Below are 21,120 nucleotides of genomic sequence, written 5' to 3'. Positions count from 1 at the left end.
GATCTAGTGTTCGGATGCGGACAGCAGCAGGCCGAGCACTCCGGCGACGGCCTGGTCGAACGGTTCCCTCGAGCCCGCCGCGCGGGCGAGGACGTAGCCGCCCTGGAGCGTGGCGACCAGGGTCGTCGCGACCGCCGAAGCGTCGAGCGTCGGCGCCAACTCCCCTGCGGCGACGGCCTCCCCGAGCACCTCGGCGAGCCTCCCGCGCAGCCAGGCGAGCGTCTCGGCGACCGGGGCGCGCAGTTGCGGGTCGGCCATCAGCTCGGCGTCCTGGGTGAGGCCGCCGATCGGGCAGCCGCGCAGGACGTCGCGTTCGCGACGCAGGTACGCGGTCAGCCGCTCGACGGCCGGCGCGGGGCCGGACAACTCGGCGTCGGCCTTGGCGCGCATCTCCTGCGCGGTCTCGACGATCGCCGACTGCGCGAGGTCGGCCTTGCCGGCGAAGTGGTGGTACATGCTGCCCTGCCCGGCCCCGGCCCGCTGCAGCACGGCCTTCGGGCTGGTGCCGGTGTAGCCGCGCTCCCACAGCAGGTCCCGCATGCTCTCGACGAGTCGCCGGGCGGTGTCGGTACTCATGCCGACAACTGTACATACCAGTAGGTACAGAATCCACGGCGAGCAGCGGCCGGCTCCGCCCCGGCCGCGCGCCGGCTCCGCTCAGGCCTGGCCGGCCTGGCGCGCCAGCGGGTTGGAGCCGATGGAGTTGGCGACGGTGAAGCTGACCGTGCCGGAGACGTACCGGTCGTCGGACCACTCGATGGGCCGCCCGGCGGGCGTCGTGGTGACCCGGCGGATGCGCAGCAGCGGGCTGCCGCGCCGGATGCCGAGCAGGCGCGCATCCTCCGCACCGGCCGCGACCGCGTCGATGACGTGCTCGCCGTAGGCGAAGACCATGCCGATGTCCTCGTACAGCGCCTGGACGACGGAGACGCACTCGGCGGGGAGCCGCTCCACCGAGTCGGCCATCCACGCGGCGTAGACGTTGCGCTCGAGCAGCACGGGATCGCCGTCCAGGCCGCGCACGCGCAGCACCTGGAGGACCTCGTCGCCGCGCTTGATCTGCAACTTCTCGGCGTCCTCCGCGGTCGCGGGGCGGCGGTGCTGCTCCAGCACCCGGCCGGTCGCCGTGCGGCCCATGGCCGCGGCCCACTGGGCGAAGCTGCGCAGCTCGGCGAAGCTCTGGCTGCGGCGGTTGCCGAGGACGACGCGACGCGCCCCCTGACGGGAGCCGATCCGGCCCTCCGCGGTCAGCGCGGCGACGGCCTGACGGACGGTGCCGCGCGAAACGGCGTAGCGGGCCGAGAGCTCCGTCTCGGTCGGCAGCGGGCCCCCCACCGGGTATTCCCCGCGGTCGATGGCCTGCCGCAGCTCCTCCGCGATCTCCTCATGCCGTGCGGCCACAGTGCGCACTCCTTGATCAGTCTTCGCCGCTCGGTCGTTCTCCCTGGCAGCAACGGCGTGATCGTACCGTTACGTGCACAGTCAACGAAACGCCGTATCGGCAGAGGGGATTCCGACAGGGAATCGCATGCGTGTGTTGACGCGCTGTTAACCGAACGGACACCATGCTCGGGCGTACTGTCATCGACTTGTTCGGACAAGTGATTCTGATCCGTCTGATCTGACGCCTCCTCAGGAGACCATCGTGACCTCCACCCTCCGGGCCGCCGCGCTGACCGGCGTTCTGGTCGCCTCTGCGCTGACGCTGACCGCATGTGGTTCCGCCGCCTCCGTCAACAAGAGCAGCGCCGGCTCCTCTGACTCTGTCAAGGCCAGCACCGCCACCTCCGCCGCCGACTTCGGCGGCATGGACGCGCTCGTCGCGGCCGCGAAGAAGGAGGGCCAGCTCAACCTGATCACCCTCCCCCGTGACTGGGCCAACTACGGCAAGCTCATGGACGAGTTCACCGCCAAGTACGGCATCAAGATCAGCGACGAGAACCCCGAGGGTTCCTCGCAGGACGAGATCAACGCGATCACGACCCGCAAGAACCAGGACCGCGCGCCGGACGCGGTCGACGTCGGCGGTGCCTTCGCGATCCAGGGCCAGCAGCAGGGCCTGTTCGCCTCGTACAAGGTCGCCAACTTCGCCGAGATCCCCTCGGGCCGCGCCGCCACCGACGGCACCTGGTACAACGACTACGGCGGCTACATCTCCATCGGCTGCAACGCGGGCAAGGTCAAGGAGTGCCCGAAGAGCTTCGCCGACCTGCTCAAGCCCGAGTACAAGGGCATGGTCGCCCTCAACGGTGACCCGACGCAGGCCAACGCCGCCTTCTCCGCCGTCTACGCGGCCGCGCTGGCCAACGGCGGCTCGCTGGACAACATCCAGCCGGGCATCGACTTCTTCGGCAAGCTCAAGAAGTCCGGCAACTTCAACCCGGTCCAGTCCAAGCAGTCGACGGTCGAGTCGGGCGAGACCCCGATCAGCATCGACTGGGAGTACCTGAACTCCGGCTACGCCTCCGAGTTCAAGACCAAGGGCATCAACTGGCAGGTCAACATCCCGACGGATGGCCTGTACGCCGGTTACTACAACCAGGCCATCAACAAGTGGGCGCCGCACCCCGCTGCCGCCCGCCTGTGGGAGGAGTTCCTCTTCTCCGCCGACGGCCAGAACGGCTTCCTCGGCGGCTACGCCCGCCCGGTGCTGTTCGACGCCCTGAAGTCGGCCGGCACGCTGGACAGCACGGCGGCCGCCAGCCTGGCCACCGTCTCCGGCACCGCGCCGATCCCGAGCCAGGACCAGATCACCAAGGCCAAGGCCGCTGTCGCCTCCGGCTGGTCGAAGGCCCTCGCCGGGTGAGCACCGCTCCGCTGAGCGCGACGCCTGCTCGCCGCCGCCCCAAGGGGGCGGCGGCGGGCCGGCTCGCCGTCGTCCCGCTGCTGCTCTTCGTCGCCGTGTCCTTCGGGGTTCCCGCCCTGGCCATGGCCTACGGTGCGTTCACCACGTACAACCCCGGCAAGCCCAGCCAGTACACGATGGGCAACCTGACCGCCTCGCTGCAGGGCGGCTACCTCGACGCGCTGATCGGCAGCGTCAAGCTGTCCGCGCTGTCCGCGCTGATCGCCGTGGTGGCCGGGCTGCTGCTGGCCCAGGCCGTCGTCACCTCCCGCTTCGCGCTGCTGCGCAAGGCCGTGCTGAGCGCCTCCGGCGTGCTGGCCAACTTCGGCGGCGTGCCGCTGGCGTTCGCCTTCATCGCCACCCTCGGCAACGCCGGTGTGCTGACCACCAAGCTCCACCTGGACCAGCACGGTTGGAGTCTCTACTCCTTCAACGGCCTGGTCCTGGTCTATCTGTACTTCCTGATCCCGCTGATGGTGCTGAGCGTCATCCCCTCGCTGGACGGCCTGCGCCGCCAGTGGCGTGAGGCCGCCCAGAACAACGGCGCGACCGCCTGGCAGTACTGGCGCCACGTGGCCCTGCCCGTCCTCGCCCCCTCGCTGCTCGGCGGCTTCGTGCTGCTCTTCGGCAGCGCCTTCGCCGCCTACGCGACCGCCGCCGCCATGGTCGGCGCGACCGTTCCGCTGGTCACGCTGCAGATCGCCACGGCGCTCAGCGGCAATGTCTCCGCGGACGCCACCAACGTCGCCCTGGCGATGAGCCTCGACATGGTGGTGATCGCCACGCTGGTGATGGTCATCTACATCCCCCTGCAACGCCGGAGCGCCCGATGGCTGGTGTGACCGCCTCCGCCCTGACCACCGAGGGCCGCCCCGCCCCGAGCACCGCGAACGGTGGCGGCTCCGCCGGCCCCCGCGGCGTGCTGGGCGCGCTCGGCCGCATCCGCTGGGGCCGCGGCACCGTGCTGCTCGTCTCCGCGCTGTACTTCATGGTGCCGATCGGTGCGACCCTCTGGTTCACCGTCGACAACTCGCCCCAGGGCTTCAGCCTCGACGCCTACCGGCAGATCTTCACCGTGCCCGGCCTGTGGCCCGCGTTGCAGCTCTCGCTGCTGCTGGCCGCCGGCACCATCGTGCTGGTCTACCTGCTGCTGATCCCGACCGTCGTCGCGGTCCGGCTCGGCAGCCCGAAGCTGCGCACGGTCGTCGAGCTGACCTGCACCCTGCCGCTGGTCGTCCCCACCATCGCGCTGACCGCCGGCATCTCCGACGTGCTGCGCTGGTGCAACGACAACCTGGCGCCGACGCCGTTCTACGCGACGTTCCTCTACGCGCAGAACGCGAACTTCCCCGTGGTGCTGCTGCTCGCCTACGTGGTGATGGCCCTGCCGCTGGCCTTCCGCACGCTGGACGCCGGCATGCGCACGCTGGACGTGCGCACCCTGCTGGAGGCCGCGCAGAACAACGGCGCGGGCCGCGCCCGGGCCATCGTCACGGTGATCCTCCCGAACCTGCGCAGCGCGATGCTGAACACCGCGTTCATCACCCTCGCACTGGTGCTGGGCGAGTTCACCGTGGCCTCGATCCTCGGGTACGTGCCGTTCGCCGTCTGGATCGTCAATGGCAACAGCGCCGGCCAGGGCCCCGTCACCGTGGCCGTCTCCGTCGTCAGCCTGCTGCTGACCTGGCTGCTGCTGTTCGTGCTCTCCCTGGGCGGGGACCGCCGCAACAGCGCGCCGGCCCAGCAGTAACCGAACCACCTCTTTCTGTTTCACCTCCGAGGAGCTCCAGGAGTGTCCATGACCACCGACCCCGCGCCCGCGACGACCGTCGCCGCCGTGCCCTCCCCTGCGGGGCCGACGGACTCCTCGACGCCTGCGACCATTGCAGCGGCCGCCACTGACAAGACGGGTGGTGCCACCGTCGAGTTCGTGGCGCTGCGCCGCAGCTTCGGTGCGACCACCGCGCTGGACGGCCTCGACCTGACGGTCAACCCCGGCGAGCTGGTGGCCCTGCTCGGTCCCTCCGGCTGCGGCAAGACCACCGCGCTGCGGATGCTGGCCGGCTTCGAGACGCCGGACTCGGGCCAGGTCCTGGTCGACGGCGAGGACGTCACCCACCTTCCCGCGCATCGCCGTGACGCGGGCATGGTGTTCCAGTCCTACAGCCTCTTCCCGCACCTGAACGCGCGCGACAACGTGGCCTTCGGCCTCAAGATGCGCAAGACCGGCAAGGCCGAGCGCCACCGCCGCGCCGACGAGCTGCTGGAGCTGGTCGGTCTGCCGACCCACGGCGACCGCTACCCGCACCAGCTCTCCGGCGGCCAGCAGCAGCGCATCGCGCTGGCCCGCGCCCTCGCCCTGCAGCCGCGCGTGCTGCTGCTGGACGAGCCGCTGTCCGCGCTGGACGCGAAGGTCCGCGAGAACCTCCGCGAGGAGATCCGCCGGCTCCAGCAGGAGCTGGGCATCACCACGCTGTTCGTGACGCACGACCAGGAGGAGGCGCTGTCCATGGCGGACCGCGTCGCGGTCATGCACGCGGGCCGCCTGGAGCAGTGCGACACCCCGGCCGAGCTGTACGCGCGTCCCGCGACGGCGTTCGTCGCGGAGTTCGTCGGGACCATGAACCGGATCCCCGGCGTGCTCGCCGGCGACGGCGCGACGGTCGAACTCTTCGGCCAGCGCCTCCCCGTGGACGGCGCCACCGAGCTGCGCGGCGACGTCGACGCGCTGGTCCGTCCGGAGAACGTCCTGCTGACCGCCGGTGGCGGCCAGGGCGCGCTGGTCGTCGGCACGACGTTCCTCGGCGCCACCACCCGCGTGACGGTCCAGCTGCCCGACGGCACGGCCGTCAAGGCGGACCTCTCCACCCACGACGCGGCGGCGCTGCCCGCGGGCACGGGAGTCACCGTCTCCTTCCCCGAGCGCCCCGTCCTGGTGGACACCCGGCGGTAACCCCCTCAGGGGCGCGAGGAACTGCGCGACAATCCCCCAGCCTTCGGCCGGGAGGTGCCCCCATCTGATGAGCAGATGGTCCCGCAGCGACAGGGCCATCCGCACCGGGTGGTAACTCGCGCAGTTCCTCGCGCCCCTGGTGTCCAATTTCCCTTCGTTGAAAAGGCGACGTCTCGTGTCAACCCGCTCCAACCTCCAGGCCGTTCTGTTTGACATGGACGGAACGCTCGTCGACACCGAAGGTCTGTGGTGGCAGGCGGCAGAGGAAGAGGCGGCGAGACTGGGCCTCACGCTCGGCGACCAGGACGTGCCCGACGTGCTCGGCCAGGCCGTCGAGCACACCGCGAGCTACCTGTACGGGCGCTGCAACGGCGTCCGCTCGGAGGAGTCGATCGCGGCCGCTCTGGACGCGCGGTTCGTGGAGCTGGTGTCGCACCAGGTCGTGCCGCTGCCGGGGGCACTGGAACTGCTGGACGGGCTCGCGGAGGCGGGCGTCGCCACCGCGTTGGTCTCCGCGTCGCCGCGCCACGTCGTGGACCTCGTGCTGGACGCACTGGGCCGGCGTCGCTTCAAGACGAGCTTCGCCGCCGGTGAGACACCGCTGACCAAGCCCGCGCCGGACCCGTACCTCGCCGCGGTGGAGGCGCTGGGCGCCTCGCCCGAGAGCTGCGTCGCCGTCGAGGACACCCCGACCGGTGTGGCCTCGGCCGAGGCCGCGGGCGTGGCGGTCGTCGCCGTGCCGTCGCTGACGCCGATCCTGCCGGGCCCCGGTCGCGCCGTGGTGCGCAGCCTGCTCGACGTCGACCTGTCGCTGCTGCAGGGGTTGCTGGAGTCGCCCGCCGCCTGACGACGGGCGTTGGTCTCTCTCCGGGCGGGTTCACCCGGAGCCGGAGGGAGACCTGCCTGATTCGTGACGACCCTGGACACCCCGAAGTGGCTGCGTGCCCTGTCGATGCCGCCCCCGGCACCGAGACGGCCCCCGCAGCCGGGATAGCGTGATCGACATGCCCGGCCTCTTCCTCGCCCTCGCCATCTCGTCCGAGATCTGTGCCACGGTCTCGTTGAAGTACACCCACGGCTTCACCCGCCTGCTGCCCAGCCTCGTGGTCGTGGTCGGCTATGTCGCCTCCTTCGCCCTGCTGAGCCAGGCGCTCAAGCAGATCCCGGTGAGCACCGCGTACGCGATCTGGTCCGGCGCCGGCACCGCGGTCGTCGCCGCGATCGGCTTCGCCTTCCTCGGGGAGGGCGTGAACCTGTGGAAGGTCCTCGGTATCGCGCTGATCATCGTGGGCGTTGTCGCGCTCAACCTCGGTGGCGCGGCCCACTCCTGAGTCGCCGCCCGCCCGGCCCTAGGCTGACCGTATGAGCGGCGACGGGGTGGAGCTGGCGGACACCGAAAGCGATCAGGAGGAGCCCGGCGAGAAGCGGGTCAGCTACGCGGAGGCCTTCTTCGACCTGGTGTGGGTGCTGTGCATCACCCAGATCTCCGGCCTGCTGCATCTGGACCACGGCTGGGCCGGAGTCGGCCGGGCGCTGATCGTGCTGATCCCCGTCTACTGGTGCTGGGTCGGCAGCACGGTGCTGGCCAACACCCGCGAGATCGACCACCCGCTGGGCCGGGTCGGCCTGTTCTCCATCGCGCTGTGCGGCCTGTTCCTCGCCCTCGCCCTGCCGCAGGCCTACGGGTCGCGCGGCCTGCTGTTCGGCGCGGCCTACCTCGCCGCGCGCTGGCTGCTGCTGGGCCAGATCCTGTGGGGGCGCGGGGTCGTGATCGGACCGATGGGCGTCGGCGCGCTGGTCACCGGGCCGCTGCTGCTGGCCGGGGGCCTGGCCCACGGCGACGCCCGGATCGCCCTGTGGGGGCTGGCCGCGGTGCTCGACCTGCTCACCCCGGCGCTGGCGCGACGGCAGCTGATGGCGGTGCGCTTCCACCCGACCCACCTCCCGGAGCGCTTCGCGTTGTTCCTGCTGATCGCGCTCGGGGAGGCGATCGTCTCCATCGGCGCGCCGGTGGCCGCAGGGCGGACCCTGCACGTGGACGAGACGCTCGCGGTCGCGGTCGCCTTCGTCGCCGCCTGCGGGCTGTGGTGGGTGTACTTCAACTACGCGGCGGACGCGATGCGGCACGCGATGGCCACCTCGCGGTTGCCCGGGGACATCGTCCGCCAGGTCCTCTCCTACGGTCACCTGATGTTCGTCAGCGGCGTCATCGCCTTCGCGGCCGGGGTGACGGCCGCGGCGACGCACCCGTCCGTCCCGCTGCCGGCCGGCGCCCTGGCGTTGCTCTTCGGCGGCTGCGCACTCTTCCTGGCCGCGTTCGGCTACACCCGCTGGCGGATGTTCCGCCTGATGGCCTGGACCCGCCTGGCGGCGGCGGTCGCCACGCTGGCGGCGCTGCCGCTGTGCGCGCCGCTGTCGGCACTCGGCGCGCTGAGCGTGCTGGCGGGGCTGCTGGTGGCGTTGAACCTGTGGGAGTACGTGCGGGTGCAGCGCTCCGCGAACCACGAGCTGTGACAGCCGAACGAAAATCCGTCGCGCACTCCCGACGCGACCTGCGCACCATGACGCCCCGACAGGCCGCGCAGGCGCAGTGGGACGAGGCTGCCGAGCACCGCGGCCACGGCTACGCCGAGGAGTTGCCGGCCGAGGGCACCCGGATCCTCGCCGCCGACGGCGCGGAGCTGATCCGGGCCGGCACGGACGTCGGCAACGCCCCGATGGCCGCCTCGTTCGCCCGGACCGGCTACGACGTCTTCCAGCGCGTGCTGCTGATGAGCTGGGACCGACCCGCCTCGGCCTGGTCGTCCTCGGGGAGCCAGTCCCGGCCGGGGCGGTACTCGAGCCAGCGGCGTGAGGCCCCGGTCTCGGCGAAGGCGCGCAGCAGCGCGGGGACGCCCGGGTCGGGGCGGTCCCGGTGCCAGACCAGGGACCAGGCGTAGAGCGGCGTGGGTTCGGCCAGCGGGACGACCGCGAGGTCCGGGCCCGGGTCGAGGGGCAGCTCGGACGGCAGCAGCACCACGCCGTCCGGGGTGCTCCGCAGGCGCTCCAGGAGGTGGTCGAGGCCGAGGTTGGTACCGCCCTCCAGCATCGGAACGCCGAACTGTTCGGCGAACCGGGCCAGGAAGTCCAGGCGGCCCGCGCTGGTCGGCAGGATCAGGCGCAGCGCGGTCAGCTGGTCGGGGCGCAACTGCTCCGCGCGGGCCAGCGGATGGTCGGCCCGCAGGACGGCGTCGACGGGCTCCAGTCGCACCAGCCGGTGGGCCAGGGCGTGTTCGGGGCCGCCGTCGGGGGCACCGGCGGCGGGATGGAACCGGCCGAAGCCGGCTCCGATCTCGCCGCGGGCGAGCGCGGCCGCGACTCCGGGAAGGTCCCGCCCCGGGCCCACCTCGACGGCCTGGTCCTCCCGTGCCTGGTCCTCCGCCGCCAGGGTCTCGCGCACGGTGCGCAGCGGGTCGAAGAGGTGACCCCACACGTCCAGGCGCAGCGGGCGGGTGCCCTCACGCACGGCGGCGACCGCGGCGACACCTGCCGCCAGCGCGGCGCGGGCCGGTTCGAGGAAGCGTGTGCCCGCATCGGTGAGTCGGACGCCGCCCTGGGTGCGGTCGAAGAGCCGGACGCCGAGGCCGTCCTCCAGCCGCGCGATCCGCTTCGAGAGCCCCTGTTGGGACAGCGAGAGCACCTCGGCGGCCCGGCGGAAGTGGAGTTGCTCGGCCACCGCGAGGAAGGCGCGCACCTGCGCCAGATCGAGATCGTCCACGGAGCCATCCTGGGTGACAACCGCCGGTTGTCACACCCCCTTTCCGGTTGTTGGACCCCCTCCCCGCGCCGCGGGTTAGCTGTTCCTCGTCGGAAGAACGGTGCCGGACAAGGGAGTCGAGGACGATGAGGGCATTCGGGGCGACGGGCCGCACGGGCCGCACGGTCGAGCTGGGCGAGGTGCCGCAGCCCCAGCCGCGCACCGACGAGGTGCTGGTGAAGGTCGACGCCTACTCGGTGAACCGCGGTGAGACCTTCCTCCTGGAGAGTCCGCCACCGAACTGGCGTCCCGGCAAGGACGTGGCCGGGCTGGTCGTCCAGGCGGCTGCCGACGGCAGCGGTCCGGCCGCCGGACGCCGGGTCGTCGCCCACCCGCCCGCGTCCGGATGGGCCGAGTACGTGGCCGTCCCGACCGCCGACCTGGCGGAGCTGCCGGACCAGGTGACCACCGTCGAAGCGGCGGCGCTGCCGCTGGCGGGCCTGACGGCGCTGCGCCTGCTGGGGACCGCAGGCGCGCTCGCCGGGCGGAACGTGCTGCTGACCGGCGCGTCGGGCGGGGTGGGGCACTACTTCGTCGAGCTCGCGGTCGCCGCCGGCGCGCGGGTCACCGCGGTCAGTTCCTCGACCGAACGCGGCGCGAGGCTCGCGGAGTTCGGCGCCGTCGTGGTCGAGCGGGTCGAGGACGCCGCAGGCCCCTTCGACGTGGTGCTGGAGTCCACCGGTGGCCCGAGCCTGGCGGCCGCGCTGGCCCGACTGACCCCGCACGGGCAGCTGATCTGGTTCGGCCAGGCCAGCCGCGAGCCCGCCACGCTGAGCTTCTTCGACCTTCTGCACGGCCCGGTCGGCGCGACGATCCGCCACTTCAGCTACGCCGCGGAGGACCGGCCCTACGGCGAGGACCTGGCCGCCCTGGTCCGCCTCGTCGCCGAGGGCCGACTCCACCCCGAGATCGGCGTGGTGCGCGACTGGAGCGAGACGGCCGACGTCCTCACCGACCTGCGCGAGCGCCGTGTGCGCGGCAACGCCGTGCTGACCCTGTCCTGACCCCACGAAGGAGGATCCACCATGACCACCACCGCCACCCCGCTCAGCGTCGTCGTCGACTACGTCAACGCCGTCGCCGAGGGCGACCTGGACACCATCGTCGCCGCCTTCGCCGAGGACGCCACCTGGGCCTACCCGGGCGACCTGCCGCTCAGCCGGGTCTGGCGCGGACGCGACGCCATCATCAACGACTTCCTCGGCGGGGCCGGCGCCCTCTTCGCTCCCGGCGGCACCCCGCAGGTCGCCCTGGTCAACGCGTTCGCGAGCGGCGAGCAGGTGCTCGCCGAGTGGACCTCGACGGGGATCACCGTCAACGGTCACCAGTACGACAACCGCTGCGCCGGGATCTTCACGGTCCGCGACGGAAAGATCGTCTCGGTCCGCGAGTACGCCGACACCCAGCACGTGGAGCGCACCCTCTTCGGGTGACTTGTAGATTCCTCCAGATACCTCAACAGTCTGTTGACGGCCCCCTTGGGTAGATCTACGTTTTCCTTCAATCGGAATGCGGATACCACATCGCGGAATTTCGAGAGACCAACGCTCGCTCCTGGCCCACCCCTGGAGGTCCCGCGTGTCCAGCTCTCCCGCGCCCCACCCCGTCGACGAAATCCTGCCCGCACCAAAGCTGCTCGCCTACGGGCTCCAGCACATCGCCGCGATGTACGCCGGCGTGGTCGCCCCACCGCTGATCATCGGCACGGCGGTCGGCCTCTCCGGCGGCGAGCTGACGCTGCTGATCGGCGCAGCCCTGCTGACCTCGGGTCTGGCGACCCTGCTCCAGACGCTCGGCTTCTGGCGCGTCGGTTCCAGGCTGCCGTTCGTCAACGGCATCAGCTTCGCCGGCGTCGCGCCGATGCTGTCGATCGTCAAGCAGTCCCATCCCGGACAGGCACTGCCCGCCATCTACGGAGCCCTGCTGATCGCCGGGGCGGCGGCCTTCCTCGCCGCCCCCTGGTTCTCCCGCTTCAACCGCTTCTTCCCACCCGTGGTCAGCGGCACGGTCATCACCCTGATCGGCCTCTCGCTCTTCCCTGTCGCCGCCGGATGGGCCCAGGGCGGCAACCCCGCCGCCGCGGACTTCGGCTCCGCCTCCAACATCGCCCTCGCGGGCGTCACGCTGGCGGTGGTCCTGCTGCTCAACCGCTTCCTGCGGGGGTTCCTCGGCAGCATCAGCATCCTGCTCGGCCTCGCCGCCGGCACGCTGCTGGCCATCCCGCTCGGCAAGAGCGACTTCTCCACGCTCGGCAAGGTGCCGGTCTTCTCCATGCCCTCGCCCTTCCACTTCGGCGCACCGACGTTCCAGCTCGGCGCGATCATCTCGATGCTGATCGTCATGCTGGTCTCGATGACCGAGAGCACCGCGGACCTGCTCGCCCTCGGCGAGATCGTCGAACGGCCCGCGGACGCCCGCACCATCGAGGGCGGACTGCGTGCCGACGGCGCGGCGACGGTCCTCGCCGCCGTCCTCAACGGCTTCGCCGCGACGGCCTTCGCCCAGAACATCGGACTGATCGCGCTCACCAAGGTGCGCAGCCGCTACGTCGTGGCGACCAGCGGCGCCATCCTGATCCTGCTCGGTCTCTTCCCGGTGGCGGGCGCGCTCGTCAGCGTCGTCCCCCAGCCGGTCCTTGGCGGCGCGGGCCTCGCCCTCTTCGGCACGGTCACCGCGAGCGGCGTCCGCACCCTCACTGCCGCGCGGCTGGACGAGAGCGGCAACCTGCTGACGGTCGCGGTGGCGCTCGGCTTCGGCGTCCTGCCGATAGCGGCGCCGGGCTTCTACGCGCACTTCCCCTCCCTGGTGCAGACCGTGATGAACAGCGGCATCAGCGCGGGCTGCCTGGTCGCGGTGGCGCTGAACATCTTCTTCAACCAGCTGGGACGCCGCGCACCGATGCCGGAGGGGGAAGCTGCGGCTTCCTGAGGGGCGCCCAACCGGACCAGGTAGGCTCCGTGGCCATGAGGATCACCGTCATCGGAACCGGATACCTGGGCGCGACGCACGCCGCCTGCATGGCCGAGCTCGGCTATGAGGTGCTGGGGCTGGACATCGACCCGGAGAAGATCGCCACCCTCTCCCAGGGCCGGACCCCGATGTACGAGCCGGGCCTCGACCCGCTGCTGGAGAAGCACGTCACCTCCGGGCGACTGCGCTTCACCACCGACTGGGCCGAGGCCGGCGCCTTCGGCGACGTGCACTTCGTGTGCACCAACACGCCGCAGCGCAAGGGCGAGTTCGCCTGCGACATGAGCTATGTCGAGTCCGCGTTCGACCTGCTCGCCCCGCATCTGCGCGAGAACGCGGTGGTCGTCGGCAAGTCCACGGTCCCGGTCGGCAGCGCGGCGCGCCTCGCCGAGCGGCTCGCCGCGAACGCGCCGGCCGACATCGCCGACAGCGTGGAGCTGGCCTGGAACCCGGAGTTCCTGCGCGAGGGCTACGCCGTGCAGGACACCCTGCACCCGGACCGCCTCGTGGTCGGCGTCCGCGCCGGCGGCCGCGGCGAGGCCGTACTGCGCCAGGTGTACGCCCCGATGATCGCGGAGGGGGTGCCGTTCCTGGTCACCGACTACCCGACCGCGGAGCTGGTGAAGACCGCGGCGAACTCCTTCCTCGCCACCAAGATCTCCTTCATCAACGCCATGGCCGAGGTCTGCGAGGCCTCGGGCGCGGACGTGGTGCAGCTGTCCGCGGCGCTCGCCTACGACGAGCGGATCGGCGGCAAGTTCCTCGGCGCCGGCCTCGGCTTCGGCGGCGGCTGCCTGCCGAAGGACATCCGCGCCTTCATGGCCCGCGCGGGCGAACTCGGCGCGGACCAGGCGCTGACGTTCCTGCGCGAGGTCGACTCGATCAACATGCGGCGCCGCTCCCGGATGGTCGAGCTGGCCCGCGAGCAGTGCGGCGGCGGCTTCCTCGGCCGCCGCATCGCCGTCCTCGGCGCGGCCTTCAAGCCCAACTCGGACGACGTCCGCGACTCGCCCGCGCTCAACGTGGCGGCGCAGATCCAGCTCCAGGGCGGGCAGGTGAACGTCTACGACCCCAAGGCCATGGACAACGCCCGCAAGCTCTTCCCCGGCCTCTCCTTCGCCCCGACCGCGCTGGAGGCGGCGGCCGGCGCCCACGTCGTCCTCCACCTGACGGAGTGGCAGGAGTTCCGCGACCTCGACCCGGCCGTCCTCGGCGAGATCGTCGCCGAGCGCCGCGTCCTCGACGGCCGCAACGCCCTCGACCCGCAGCGTTGGCGCACCGCCGGCTGGACCTACCGCGCGCTCGGCCGCCCGGGCGAGTAGCCGGCGAGCCGGCGCGCCGGAATGTGCCCCCGGCCGTCCGCGTTGCTTCAGGTCGGGGCAGTGACCGGGAACGGCGGACAGGAGCGACGGATGAACGGCTACGGCGACCACGAGACGGTGCGGCGGATCCTGACCGGGTCCGGTGACACCTGGGCGATCGTCGGCCTGTCGAACAACGAGAGCCGGGCCGCGTACGGCGTGGCCCGGGTGCTGCAGCGGTACGGCAAGCGGATCGTCCCGGTGCACCCCAAGGCCGAGACCGTGCACGGCGAGCAGGGGTACGCGAGCCTCGCGGACATCCCGTTCCCGGTGGACGTGGTGGACGTGTTCGTCAACAGCGAGCTGGCGGGCGCCGTCGCCGACCAGGCGGCCGGGATCGGGGCGAAGGCGGTCTGGTTCCAGCTCGGCGTCGTCGACGAGGCGGCCTACGACCGGACGCTGACCGCGGGTCTGGACATGGTGATGGACCGCTGCCCCGCCATCGAGATCCCGCGACTGGGCTGACCGGGCTCCGTCCGCGGGCACGGGCGGCTTCCGCGCGTCGACGTCATTCCCAGGGCGCCGGGCCCGTCTCGGAGGCCCAGGCGGCCAGTGCCTTGCGATCGATCAGCTTGATTCCGACCGTGGCGGCGAAGTCCTTGGCGGGGGCGGTGAAGGTCGAGGTCGTGATGATCACTCCCAGATCGCCCCGGTGCGCATCCCGGTAGGTCCCGTTCAGCACCTGCACCACCTGGCTGCCTATCGTGTTGGTCACCGCGTACCGCTTTGCCTGGATGACCATGCGGCGTCCGTCCGGTGTGGTTGCAATGACATCGGCCCCGAGATCGCCGGTGCCACCGACGACGCGCGCGCCGGTGCATCCGTCGCGCTTGCACAGGTACTCCAGCGCACGTTCGAATTCGGTCCCGCTCATCCCGTCGTAGGTGGCGATCTCCCGCGCACGGGCCTCAAGCTGCGCCTTGGCCTCCGCCGCGCGGACCCTGCGCCGCTCGTCGGCTGCCGCGCGCTCCGCCTCACGCTCGGCCCAGAAGATCTTGCGCCGCTCCTCGGCTACGGCGGCCGAGATCCTGAGCCGCTCCGCCTCCGCCGCACGCTCGAGTCTGCGTTCTTCCGCCGCCGCGAGCTGCGCCGCGCGCCCCGCCTCGCGGACCCTCCGTCGCTCTTCGGCCGCCGCCCGCTCGGCCTCCGCCTGCGCGATCGCCGCTTGCTCGGCCGCCGCTGCCTCAGCCGCCTCGGTCGCGGAGCGTTCGGCCGCCTGCTGGGCGGCAAGCTCCTCCTCGACAGCCCGCAGGCGGCGCTGGACCGCCGCGAGTTCGGCCCGGTGCCGTTCGTCCTCCGCCGCGCGGTCGGCCGCGCCGCGGTCGGCAGGAGTCGGCTGTCTCGTCTCGGCCGCCGCTGCTACCTCCTCCCTCTTCGGGGCGGCCTTCCGGCGCGCCAGGATCAGCGGATCGGCCGCCGCGGCGTAGACGCGTGCGGAGTCGATTCCGTGAGCCCGGTTGGTCGCGACGCAGTGGGCGAGGTATCCCGCCAGGGCCGTCAGCACGGCACGCTGCCCGTGGGTGAAGAGGATGGTGTTGGGGTCACCCGGGGCGGCGCCGAGGTGGCTCAGAACCGCCAACGGGGCTCCCCCGAAGGCGAGTTGCAGATAGCCGTTGGTGACGACGGTCGGCTGGCGCACGTCCAGTCCGGTGAGCGCGGCGAGGGGGATGACACGGTCGCCCATCAGGTGGCCGGAGAGCCTCGCCTTCAGCCCGGTCCTGCTGACCGTGAGATCCGGCCCGTCGATGGTGACGGCCCCGTTGTATCCCGTGTACGTGGCGGCAGCCCCCGCCACGCCAGGGCGGGGGGCGGCAGGGCGCACCTGCGTCTGCATCAGCGGGTCGCCGGCTGAGGCGTAGGCGCCGACCGAGTCGACGCGGTGTGCCCGGTTGGTCGCGACGCAGTGGGCGAGGTATCCCGCGAGGGCCGCGAACACCGCTCGTTGGCCGAACGTGAACAGGACGGTGTTGGGGTCCTTGACGGCTCCCTGGTGGCGCAGGTCGACCAACGGCCGCCCGCCGAAAGCCAACTGGAGGTGCCCGTGGGTGGTGGGCGTCGGCTCGGAGACCACCACCCCCGTCAGGGCGGCGAGTGGGATGACACGGTCGCCCATCAGGTGGCCGGAGAGCCTCGCCTTCGCTCCGGTCCTGCTGAGGGTGAGGTCGGGCCCGTCGATCATGATCACGCCGTTGTCACCCACGTACTCTGCGACCACTGCCCTGCTCCTCGACCCCACCCGCGCGATCAGCGAAGTTGAAGCCTAAGGGCCCGGCCCGACCCGACGGATCAGTCCGCGGCGAAGACCCGTTCGCCGCCGACGAACGTCTGCAGCGTCCGCGTCGCGCCGATCTCGTCCGACGGGCCCGCGTACGGGTCGCGGTCCAGGACGACGAGGTCGGCCAGCGCTCCGGGCCGAATCACGCCGGTGTCGTCGAGGTGGTTCACATGCGCGCTGCCCGCCGTGTAGGCGGCGATCGCGGTGGTCAGATCCAGACGCTGCTCCGGCAGGAACGCTTCACGGTCCTCGCCGTGGTTGACCCGGTTCACAGCCACATGGATGCCGAGCCACGGATCGGGGCTGGACACCGGCCAGTCACTGCCCGCCGCCAGCGTCGCACCGGCACGCAGCAGGTCCCCGAACGGATACTGCCACGACGCCAGCTCCCCGCCCAGGAACGGGATGCACAGCTCGTCCATCTGCGGCTCGTGCGCCGCCCACAGCGGCTGCAGGTTGGCCACCGCGCCGAGCCGGGCGAAGCGCGCGACGTCGTCCGGGTGCACGACCTGCAGGTGCGCGAGGTGGTGCCGGTTGTCCCGGCGTCCGTTCACGGCGGCCGCCGCCTCCACGGCGTCCAGCGCCTCGCGCACCGCGCGGTCGCCCAGCGCGTGGAAGTGCACCTGGAAGCCGAGCGCGTCCAGCTCGGTGACGTGCGACTTCAACGCCTCCGGGTCGACGAAGCTGAGGCCCGCGTTGGAGGTCGTGCAGCCACAGGCGTCCTTGTAGGGCACGCTCATCGCGGCGGTGAAGTTCTCCGCGATGCCGTCCTGCATGACCTTCACCGAGCCGGCCCGGAACCGGCCCGCCGTCAGCTTGTCGCGGCGCGCGACCAGCTCGGGGATCTGTTCCGCGCCGCGCTCCCGGTCCCACCACAGCGCGCCGTTGACCCGCGCCGTCAGCCGCCCGTCCGAGGCCGCCGCGAGATACGCGTCCGAGACGTCCGGCTGACCGTTGAAGACCCCGAGGATCGCGTCCTGCCAGGCCGTGATCCCGAGACCGTGCAGGTGTGCCTGGGCGCGCAGGAGTCCCTTGACCCGGTCCTCGACGGTGACCTTGGGGACGATGCGGGCGACCAGGTTGGTCGCGCCCTCCTGCAGCATGCCGGACGGGGTTCCGTCCGGCTCCCGCTCGATCCGCCCGTCGGCGGGGTCGGGCGTGTCCCGACCGATCCCGGCCAGTTCCAGCGCGAGGGAGTTGGCCCAGGCTCCGTGGTGGTCCCGGTTGAGCAGGAACACCGGCCTGTCCGGCACGACCTCGTCCAGCTGGGCACGGCTCGGCCGACCGCCCTCGAACGCCTCCATGGCCCAGCCCGCACCGGTGATCCACGGCTGCGCCGGGTGCGTGGCCGCGTACGTGGCCAGGCGCCGGCGGTACTCCCCCAGATCGGTGGCGCCGGACAGGTCGCACTCGCCCATCTCCACACCGCCGTACACCGCGTGCACGTGCGCGTCCTGGAACCCCGGCAGCAGGGCGCGACCGCGCAGGTCGACGATCTCCGTCTCCGGCCCCGCGAGGTCCAACAGGTCGTCGTGCCCGACGGCCAGCACGCGCTGCCCACTCACCGCGACGGCGGTGGCCCGGGTCCGCGCGGCGTCCATCGTGATGACGGGACCACCCACGAAGAGGAAGTCGATCTCGTTCGCCATGCGGTGTCCCCCTGTCAACGGCGTTGTCAGAAGAATGCTAACCGCAACCTGGGAATATGCCGGGAACCAGGGCCACTGCTTGACCGCACGTCAGTAAGACCTCAGGGGCGCGAGGAACTGCGCGAGGAACCACCCTGTGTGGACGGCCCTGCGCACTGAGGACCATCCGCATGTCGGTGGCTTGTCGCGCAGTTCCCCGCGCCCCTGGATGGTGCAGCTACCTGTCCAGCTGGTCGATCGTCGCGATGGACGGCCTGACCTCGGCCATCCCCGCCGCCACCGACTCCGCGTCCCGCAGCACTCGCACCGCGTTCTGCCACGTCAGCTTCGCGAGGTCCGCGTCCGACCAGCCGCGGTGGAGGAGCTCCGCGACGAGGTTCGGATAGCCGGCCACGTCCTCCAACCCCTGCGGGGTGAACGCCGTGCCGTCGTAGTCGCCGCCGAGGCCGATGTGGTCGACGCCGGCGACCTCGCGCATGTGGTCGAGGTGGTCGGCGACGGTCGCCTCCGTGGCGACGGGCCGCGGGTTCGCCGCCTCGAACGCGGACTGGACCGCGAGGCCCTCCGGGGAGAGGTCGAGCGGGTGGAAGCCGTGGGCGACCATGTTCTGGTCGGCACGCCGGGTCCAGGCGACCGCCTCGGGAAGGATGAACTTCGGCACGAACGTCACCATCGCCACACCGCCGTTGGCCGGCAGGGCCGCCAGCACGTCGTCGGGGATGTTGCGCACGTGACCGCAGACCGCCCGCGAGGACGAGTGCGAGAAGATCACCGGCGCGGCCGTGACCCGCAGGGCTGCCCGCATGGTGTCCGCGGAGACGTGGGAGAGGTCGACCAGCATGCCGAGCCGGTTCATCTCCCGCACGACCTCCTCGCCGAACCGGGTGAGGCCCCCGGCCTTCGGCTCGTCGGTCGCGGAGTCCGCCCAGTCGTTGTTGTCGTTGTGCGTGAGCGTCATGTAGCGGACACCCAGCGCGTGCAACGAACGCAGCGCCGCCAGGGAGTTGTTGATGGAGTGGCCGCCCTCGGCCCCCATCAGCGAGGCGATCTTCCCCTCCGCGCGCGCGGCCTCCATGTCGTCCGCCGTCAGCGCGAGCCGCAGCTGCTCCGGGTAGCGGGCGACCAGCGCGTGGACGAAGTCGACCTGCTCGAGCGTCGCTGTGACCGCGTCGCTCTCCCCCACCCGCGACGGGGTGGAGGGCACGTAGACGGACCAGAACTGCGCGCCGACGCCGCCGGCGCGCAGCCGGGCGAGGTCGGTGTGCAGGTTGGCCCGCTGGTCGTCGGCGATGTCACAGCGGTCCAGGTCGTAGCGGACCTGCTCGCGCAGCTTCCAGGGCAGGTCGTTGTGGCCGTCGACGATGGGGTGCTCGGCGAGCAGCTCCATCGCCCGGGCCAGCAGCTCGGTGTCGGCCATGCCCGCGGTCAGCCCCCGAAGCCGAAGCTGCTCGCGCCGCCACCGACCTTGGACCGCAGCTTGCGGCCCTTCTCGGCGGCCTGCTCGTTCAGCTCCTGCTGGAACTCGGCCATCCGCTGGGCGAGGTCCGTGTCGAACGCGGCCAGCAGTCGGACGGCGAGCAGGCCCGCGTTGCGGGCGCCGCCGATGGAGACCGTGGCGACCGGCACGCCGGCCGGCATCTGCACGATGGACATGAGCGAGTCCATGCCGTCGAGGTACTTCAGCGGCACCGGCACGCCGATGACCGGCAGCGTGGTGACGGAGGCGAGCATGCCCGGGAGGTGTGCCGCGCCGCCCGCACCGGCGATGATCGCCTTCAGGCCGCGGCCGGCCGCGGCCTCGCCGTAGGCGATCATCTCGCGCGGCATCCGGTGCGCGGAGACGACGTCGACCTCGAAGGGGATCTCGAACTCCTCCAGCGCCTGGGCCGCGGCCTCCATGACCGGCCAGTCGGAGTCCGAACCCATGACGATGCCGACGACCGGCTGCTCGCTCATTCTGTGATGTCCCCTCGAAGGTACGCGGCGGCGTGGCGGGCGCGCTCGCGCACGTCCTCCAGGTCGTCGCCGAACACTGTGACGTGGCCCACCTTACGGCCGGGCTTCACGTCCTTGCCGTACATGTGGATGCGCAGCCCGGGGTCGCGCGCCATGCAGTGCAGGTACGCGCTGTACATGTCCGGGTAGTCGCCGCCGAGCACGTTCACCATGACCGTCCACGGCTGGCGCGGACGCGGGTCGCCCAGCGGCAGGTCCAGCACCGCGCGGATGTGGTTCTCGAACTGCGAGGTGACCGCGCCGTCGATGCTCCAGTGGCCGGAGTTGTGCGGACGCATGGCGAGCTCGTTGACGAGCACGCGGCCGTCGCGGGTCTCGAACAGCTCCACGGCCAGGTGGCCGGTGATGTCGAGCTCCCCCGCGATGCGCAGCGCCAGGGCCTGCGCCTCGGCGGCGAGCTCCGGCGACAGGTCCGGCGCGGGCGCGACGACCTCGTGGCAGATGCCGTCCTTCTGCACGGACTCGACGACCGGGTACGCCACGGCCTGCCCGTGCGGGGAGCGCACGACGTCGGCCGCGAGCTCGCGCACGAAGTCGACCTTCTCCTCCGCGAGGACCGCGACCCCGGCCCGGAACGGCTCTGCGGCCTCGGTCTCGTCCTTGACGACCCAGACGCCCTTGCCGTCGTAACCCCCACGGGTGGTCTTCAGCACGACGGGATAGCCGTCACCCTCTTGGGCGAACTTCGTCACGTCGGCCGGGTCCGCCACCAGGCGGTGGCGCGGGCAGGGCGCGCCGATGCTGTCGAGCTTGGCCCGCATCAGGCCCTTGTCCTGCGCGAACACCAGCGCGTCCGGCCCCGGCCGGACGTTCACGCCCTCGGCGAGGAGAGTGCGCAGGTGCTCGGTGGGCACGTGCTCGTGGTCGAAGGTGATGACGTCGCAGCCTGCCGCGAAGCGACGCAGAGTCTCCAGGTCGCGGTAGTCGCCGAGGACGACGTCGTTCACCACGAGCGAGGCCGAGTCCTGCGGCGTGTCCGCCAGCAACCTGAATCGCACGCCCAGCGGGATCGCCGCGTCGTGCGCCATCCGGGCCAGCTGCCCGCCACCGATCATGCCCACTACCGGAAAAGTCACACCGCAAGGATATCCGCCTGCGGAATCGCTCCATCCGCGCTGGTGGACGAGCGGGTCGACGGGCCGCCGGACAGGCCCGTGGACAAGGTGCGGATGAGCCAAAGTTCCATGAGGATTTAACAGGAGAAGTATTTGTCACACCGGTGAGCCGACTATCGTCGTGTGCGGCACACGCACCC

20 protein-coding genes are annotated in these 21,120 nt (G+C 71.7%); 12 read left to right on the top strand and 8 right to left on the bottom strand.

What is annotated here, in order from left to right:
* Window positions 1-3: 3 nt before the first annotated feature.
* On the bottom strand, window positions 4-576 hold the full coding sequence (locus BMY61_RS37735; RefSeq protein WP_042456640.1) for a TetR/AcrR family transcriptional regulator: 573 nt from the start codon (window positions 574-576) through the stop codon (window positions 4-6).
* Window positions 577-657: 81 nt separating this feature from the next.
* On the bottom strand, window positions 658-1,401 hold the full coding sequence (locus BMY61_RS37730) for a GntR family transcriptional regulator (protein ID WP_042456643.1): 744 nt from the start codon (window positions 1,399-1,401) through the stop codon (window positions 658-660).
* A gap of 241 nt (window positions 1,402-1,642) precedes the next feature.
* On the opposite strand from BMY61_RS37730, the gene BMY61_RS37725 reads away from it, so the two are divergent.
* The 7 genes from BMY61_RS37725 to BMY61_RS37695 all read left to right on the top strand — a co-directional run bounded on the left by BMY61_RS37725 (window position 1,643) and on the right by BMY61_RS37695 (window position 8,312).
* Window positions 1,643-2,806 carry an ABC transporter substrate-binding protein gene (locus BMY61_RS37725; protein WP_425314735.1) on the top strand — a complete coding sequence of 388 codons (1,164 nt, stop codon included), beginning with the start codon at window positions 1,643-1,645 and terminating at the stop codon, window positions 2,804-2,806.
* Window positions 2,803-3,687: an ABC transporter permease gene (locus tag BMY61_RS37720; protein ID WP_082015505.1), complete on the top strand. Its 885-nt coding sequence runs from the start codon at window positions 2,803-2,805 to the stop codon at window positions 3,685-3,687. Before BMY61_RS37725 ends, BMY61_RS37720 begins: the two co-directional genes overlap by 4 nt.
* 146 nt (window positions 3,688-3,833) lie before the next feature.
* Entirely contained in the window at window positions 3,834-4,595 is a 762-nt protein-coding gene (locus BMY61_RS37715) for an ABC transporter permease (RefSeq protein WP_236656594.1), read from the top strand.
* A 48-nt stretch (window positions 4,596-4,643) separates the two neighbouring features.
* Complete coding sequence (locus BMY61_RS37710; RefSeq protein ID WP_082015510.1) at window positions 4,644-5,798, top strand: ABC transporter ATP-binding protein; 1,155 nt, start codon at window positions 4,644-4,646, stop codon at window positions 5,796-5,798.
* 139 nt (window positions 5,799-5,937) lie between these two features.
* A complete protein-coding gene (locus tag BMY61_RS37705) occupies window positions 5,938-6,645 on the top strand; it encodes an HAD family hydrolase (protein WP_342342550.1) in 708 nt (235 codons plus the stop codon).
* 157 nt (window positions 6,646-6,802) lie between these two features.
* Window positions 6,803-7,129 carry a DMT family transporter gene (locus tag BMY61_RS37700; RefSeq protein ID WP_042456743.1) on the top strand — a complete coding sequence of 109 codons (327 nt, stop codon included), beginning with the start codon at window positions 6,803-6,805 and terminating at the stop codon, window positions 7,127-7,129.
* Window positions 7,130-7,160: 31 nt separating this feature from the next.
* The gene (locus BMY61_RS37695; protein WP_042456652.1) at window positions 7,161-8,312 is read left to right on the top strand and encodes a low temperature requirement protein A; all 1,152 of its coding nucleotides are present in this window, start codon (window positions 7,161-7,163) and stop codon (window positions 8,310-8,312) included.
* A gap of 229 nt (window positions 8,313-8,541) precedes the next feature.
* On the opposite strand, the gene BMY61_RS37690 is transcribed toward BMY61_RS37695, so the two are convergent.
* Window positions 8,542-9,555: a LysR family transcriptional regulator gene (locus tag BMY61_RS37690; protein WP_042456656.1), complete on the bottom strand. Its 1,014-nt coding sequence runs from the start codon at window positions 9,553-9,555 to the stop codon at window positions 8,542-8,544.
* A 125-nt stretch (window positions 9,556-9,680) separates the two neighbouring features.
* Between BMY61_RS37690 and BMY61_RS37685 the strand changes: the two genes are divergently transcribed.
* From BMY61_RS37685 to BMY61_RS37665, 5 genes are all read left to right on the top strand, one after another.
* A complete protein-coding gene (locus tag BMY61_RS37685) occupies window positions 9,681-10,598 on the top strand; it encodes a zinc-binding dehydrogenase (protein WP_042456660.1) in 918 nt (305 codons plus the stop codon).
* A 21-nt stretch (window positions 10,599-10,619) separates the two neighbouring features.
* Complete coding sequence (locus BMY61_RS37680; RefSeq protein ID WP_042456662.1) at window positions 10,620-11,027, top strand: nuclear transport factor 2 family protein; 408 nt, start codon at window positions 10,620-10,622, stop codon at window positions 11,025-11,027.
* 145 nt (window positions 11,028-11,172) lie between these two features.
* Complete coding sequence (locus tag BMY61_RS37675; protein WP_052439293.1) at window positions 11,173-12,522, top strand: nucleobase:cation symporter-2 family protein; 1,350 nt, start codon at window positions 11,173-11,175, stop codon at window positions 12,520-12,522.
* A 29-nt stretch (window positions 12,523-12,551) separates the two neighbouring features.
* Window positions 12,552-13,886 (top strand): UDP-glucose dehydrogenase family protein, encoded by a 1,335-nt coding sequence (locus BMY61_RS37670; RefSeq protein WP_042456665.1) that lies wholly within the window; start codon window positions 12,552-12,554, stop codon window positions 13,884-13,886.
* Window positions 13,887-13,976: 90 nt separating this feature from the next.
* On the top strand, window positions 13,977-14,390 hold the full coding sequence (locus BMY61_RS37665) for a CoA-binding protein (protein WP_042456668.1): 414 nt from the start codon (window positions 13,977-13,979) through the stop codon (window positions 14,388-14,390).
* A 43-nt stretch (window positions 14,391-14,433) separates the two neighbouring features.
* Here BMY61_RS37665 and BMY61_RS37660 read toward each other — a convergent pair whose 3' ends face one another.
* The 5 genes from BMY61_RS37660 to BMY61_RS37640 form a co-directional block, all read right to left on the bottom strand.
* The gene (locus tag BMY61_RS37660; RefSeq protein ID WP_052439294.1) at window positions 14,434-16,140 is read right to left on the bottom strand and encodes a restriction endonuclease; all 1,707 of its coding nucleotides are present in this window, start codon (window positions 16,138-16,140) and stop codon (window positions 14,434-14,436) included.
* Between the two features lie 71 nt (window positions 16,141-16,211).
* Entirely contained in the window at window positions 16,212-17,849 is a 1,638-nt protein-coding gene (locus tag BMY61_RS37655; RefSeq protein ID WP_042456671.1) for an amidohydrolase, read from the bottom strand.
* Between the two features lie 217 nt (window positions 17,850-18,066).
* Entirely contained in the window at window positions 18,067-19,266 is a 1,200-nt protein-coding gene (locus BMY61_RS37650) for a dipeptidase (protein ID WP_075004215.1), read from the bottom strand.
* A gap of 8 nt (window positions 19,267-19,274) precedes the next feature.
* A complete protein-coding gene (purE, locus tag BMY61_RS37645) occupies window positions 19,275-19,805 on the bottom strand; it encodes a 5-(carboxyamino)imidazole ribonucleotide mutase (protein ID WP_042456676.1) in 531 nt (176 codons plus the stop codon).
* Complete coding sequence (locus tag BMY61_RS37640; RefSeq protein ID WP_075004214.1) at window positions 19,802-20,941, bottom strand: 5-(carboxyamino)imidazole ribonucleotide synthase; 1,140 nt, start codon at window positions 20,939-20,941, stop codon at window positions 19,802-19,804. Before BMY61_RS37640 ends, purE begins: the two co-directional genes overlap by 4 nt.
* Window positions 20,942-21,120: the final 179 nt, after the last annotated feature.

The sequence above is a fragment of the Streptacidiphilus jiangxiensis genome, from assembly GCF_900109465.1.
Classification (GTDB): Bacteria; Actinomycetota; Actinomycetes; order Streptomycetales; family Streptomycetaceae; genus Streptacidiphilus; species Streptacidiphilus jiangxiensis.
The sequence above is the reverse complement of the archived record's forward strand: the minus strand, read 5'-3'. Positions and strand labels throughout refer to the sequence as shown.

Bases quoted from the DNA above. Each gene is read 5' to 3' on its own strand.
- BMY61_RS37715 (WP_236656594.1), top strand. From the start codon at position 3,834: ATGGTGCCGATCGGTGCGACCCTCTGGTTCACCGTCGACAACTCGCCC.
- BMY61_RS37685 (WP_042456660.1), top strand. From the start codon at position 9,681: ATGAGGGCATTCGGGGCGACGGGCCGCACGGGCCGCACGGTCGAGCTG.
- BMY61_RS37650 (WP_075004215.1), bottom strand. From the start codon at position 19,266: ATGGCCGACACCGAGCTGCTGGCCCGGGCGATGGAGCTGCTCGCCGAG.
- BMY61_RS37680 (WP_042456662.1), top strand. From the start codon at position 10,620: ATGACCACCACCGCCACCCCGCTCAGCGTCGTCGTCGACTACGTCAAC.
- BMY61_RS37655 (WP_042456671.1), bottom strand. From the start codon at position 17,849: ATGGCGAACGAGATCGACTTCCTCTTCGTGGGTGGTCCCGTCATCACG.
- BMY61_RS37695 (WP_042456652.1), top strand. From the start codon at position 7,161: ATGAGCGGCGACGGGGTGGAGCTGGCGGACACCGAAAGCGATCAGGAG.
- purE (WP_042456676.1), bottom strand. From the start codon at position 19,805: ATGAGCGAGCAGCCGGTCGTCGGCATCGTCATGGGTTCGGACTCCGAC.
- BMY61_RS37735 (WP_042456640.1), bottom strand. From the start codon at position 576: ATGAGTACCGACACCGCCCGGCGACTCGTCGAGAGCATGCGGGACCTG.
- BMY61_RS37665 (WP_042456668.1), top strand. From the start codon at position 13,977: ATGAACGGCTACGGCGACCACGAGACGGTGCGGCGGATCCTGACCGGG.
- BMY61_RS37700 (WP_042456743.1), top strand. From the start codon at position 6,803: ATGCCCGGCCTCTTCCTCGCCCTCGCCATCTCGTCCGAGATCTGTGCC.
- BMY61_RS37710 (WP_082015510.1), top strand. From the start codon at position 4,644: ATGACCACCGACCCCGCGCCCGCGACGACCGTCGCCGCCGTGCCCTCC.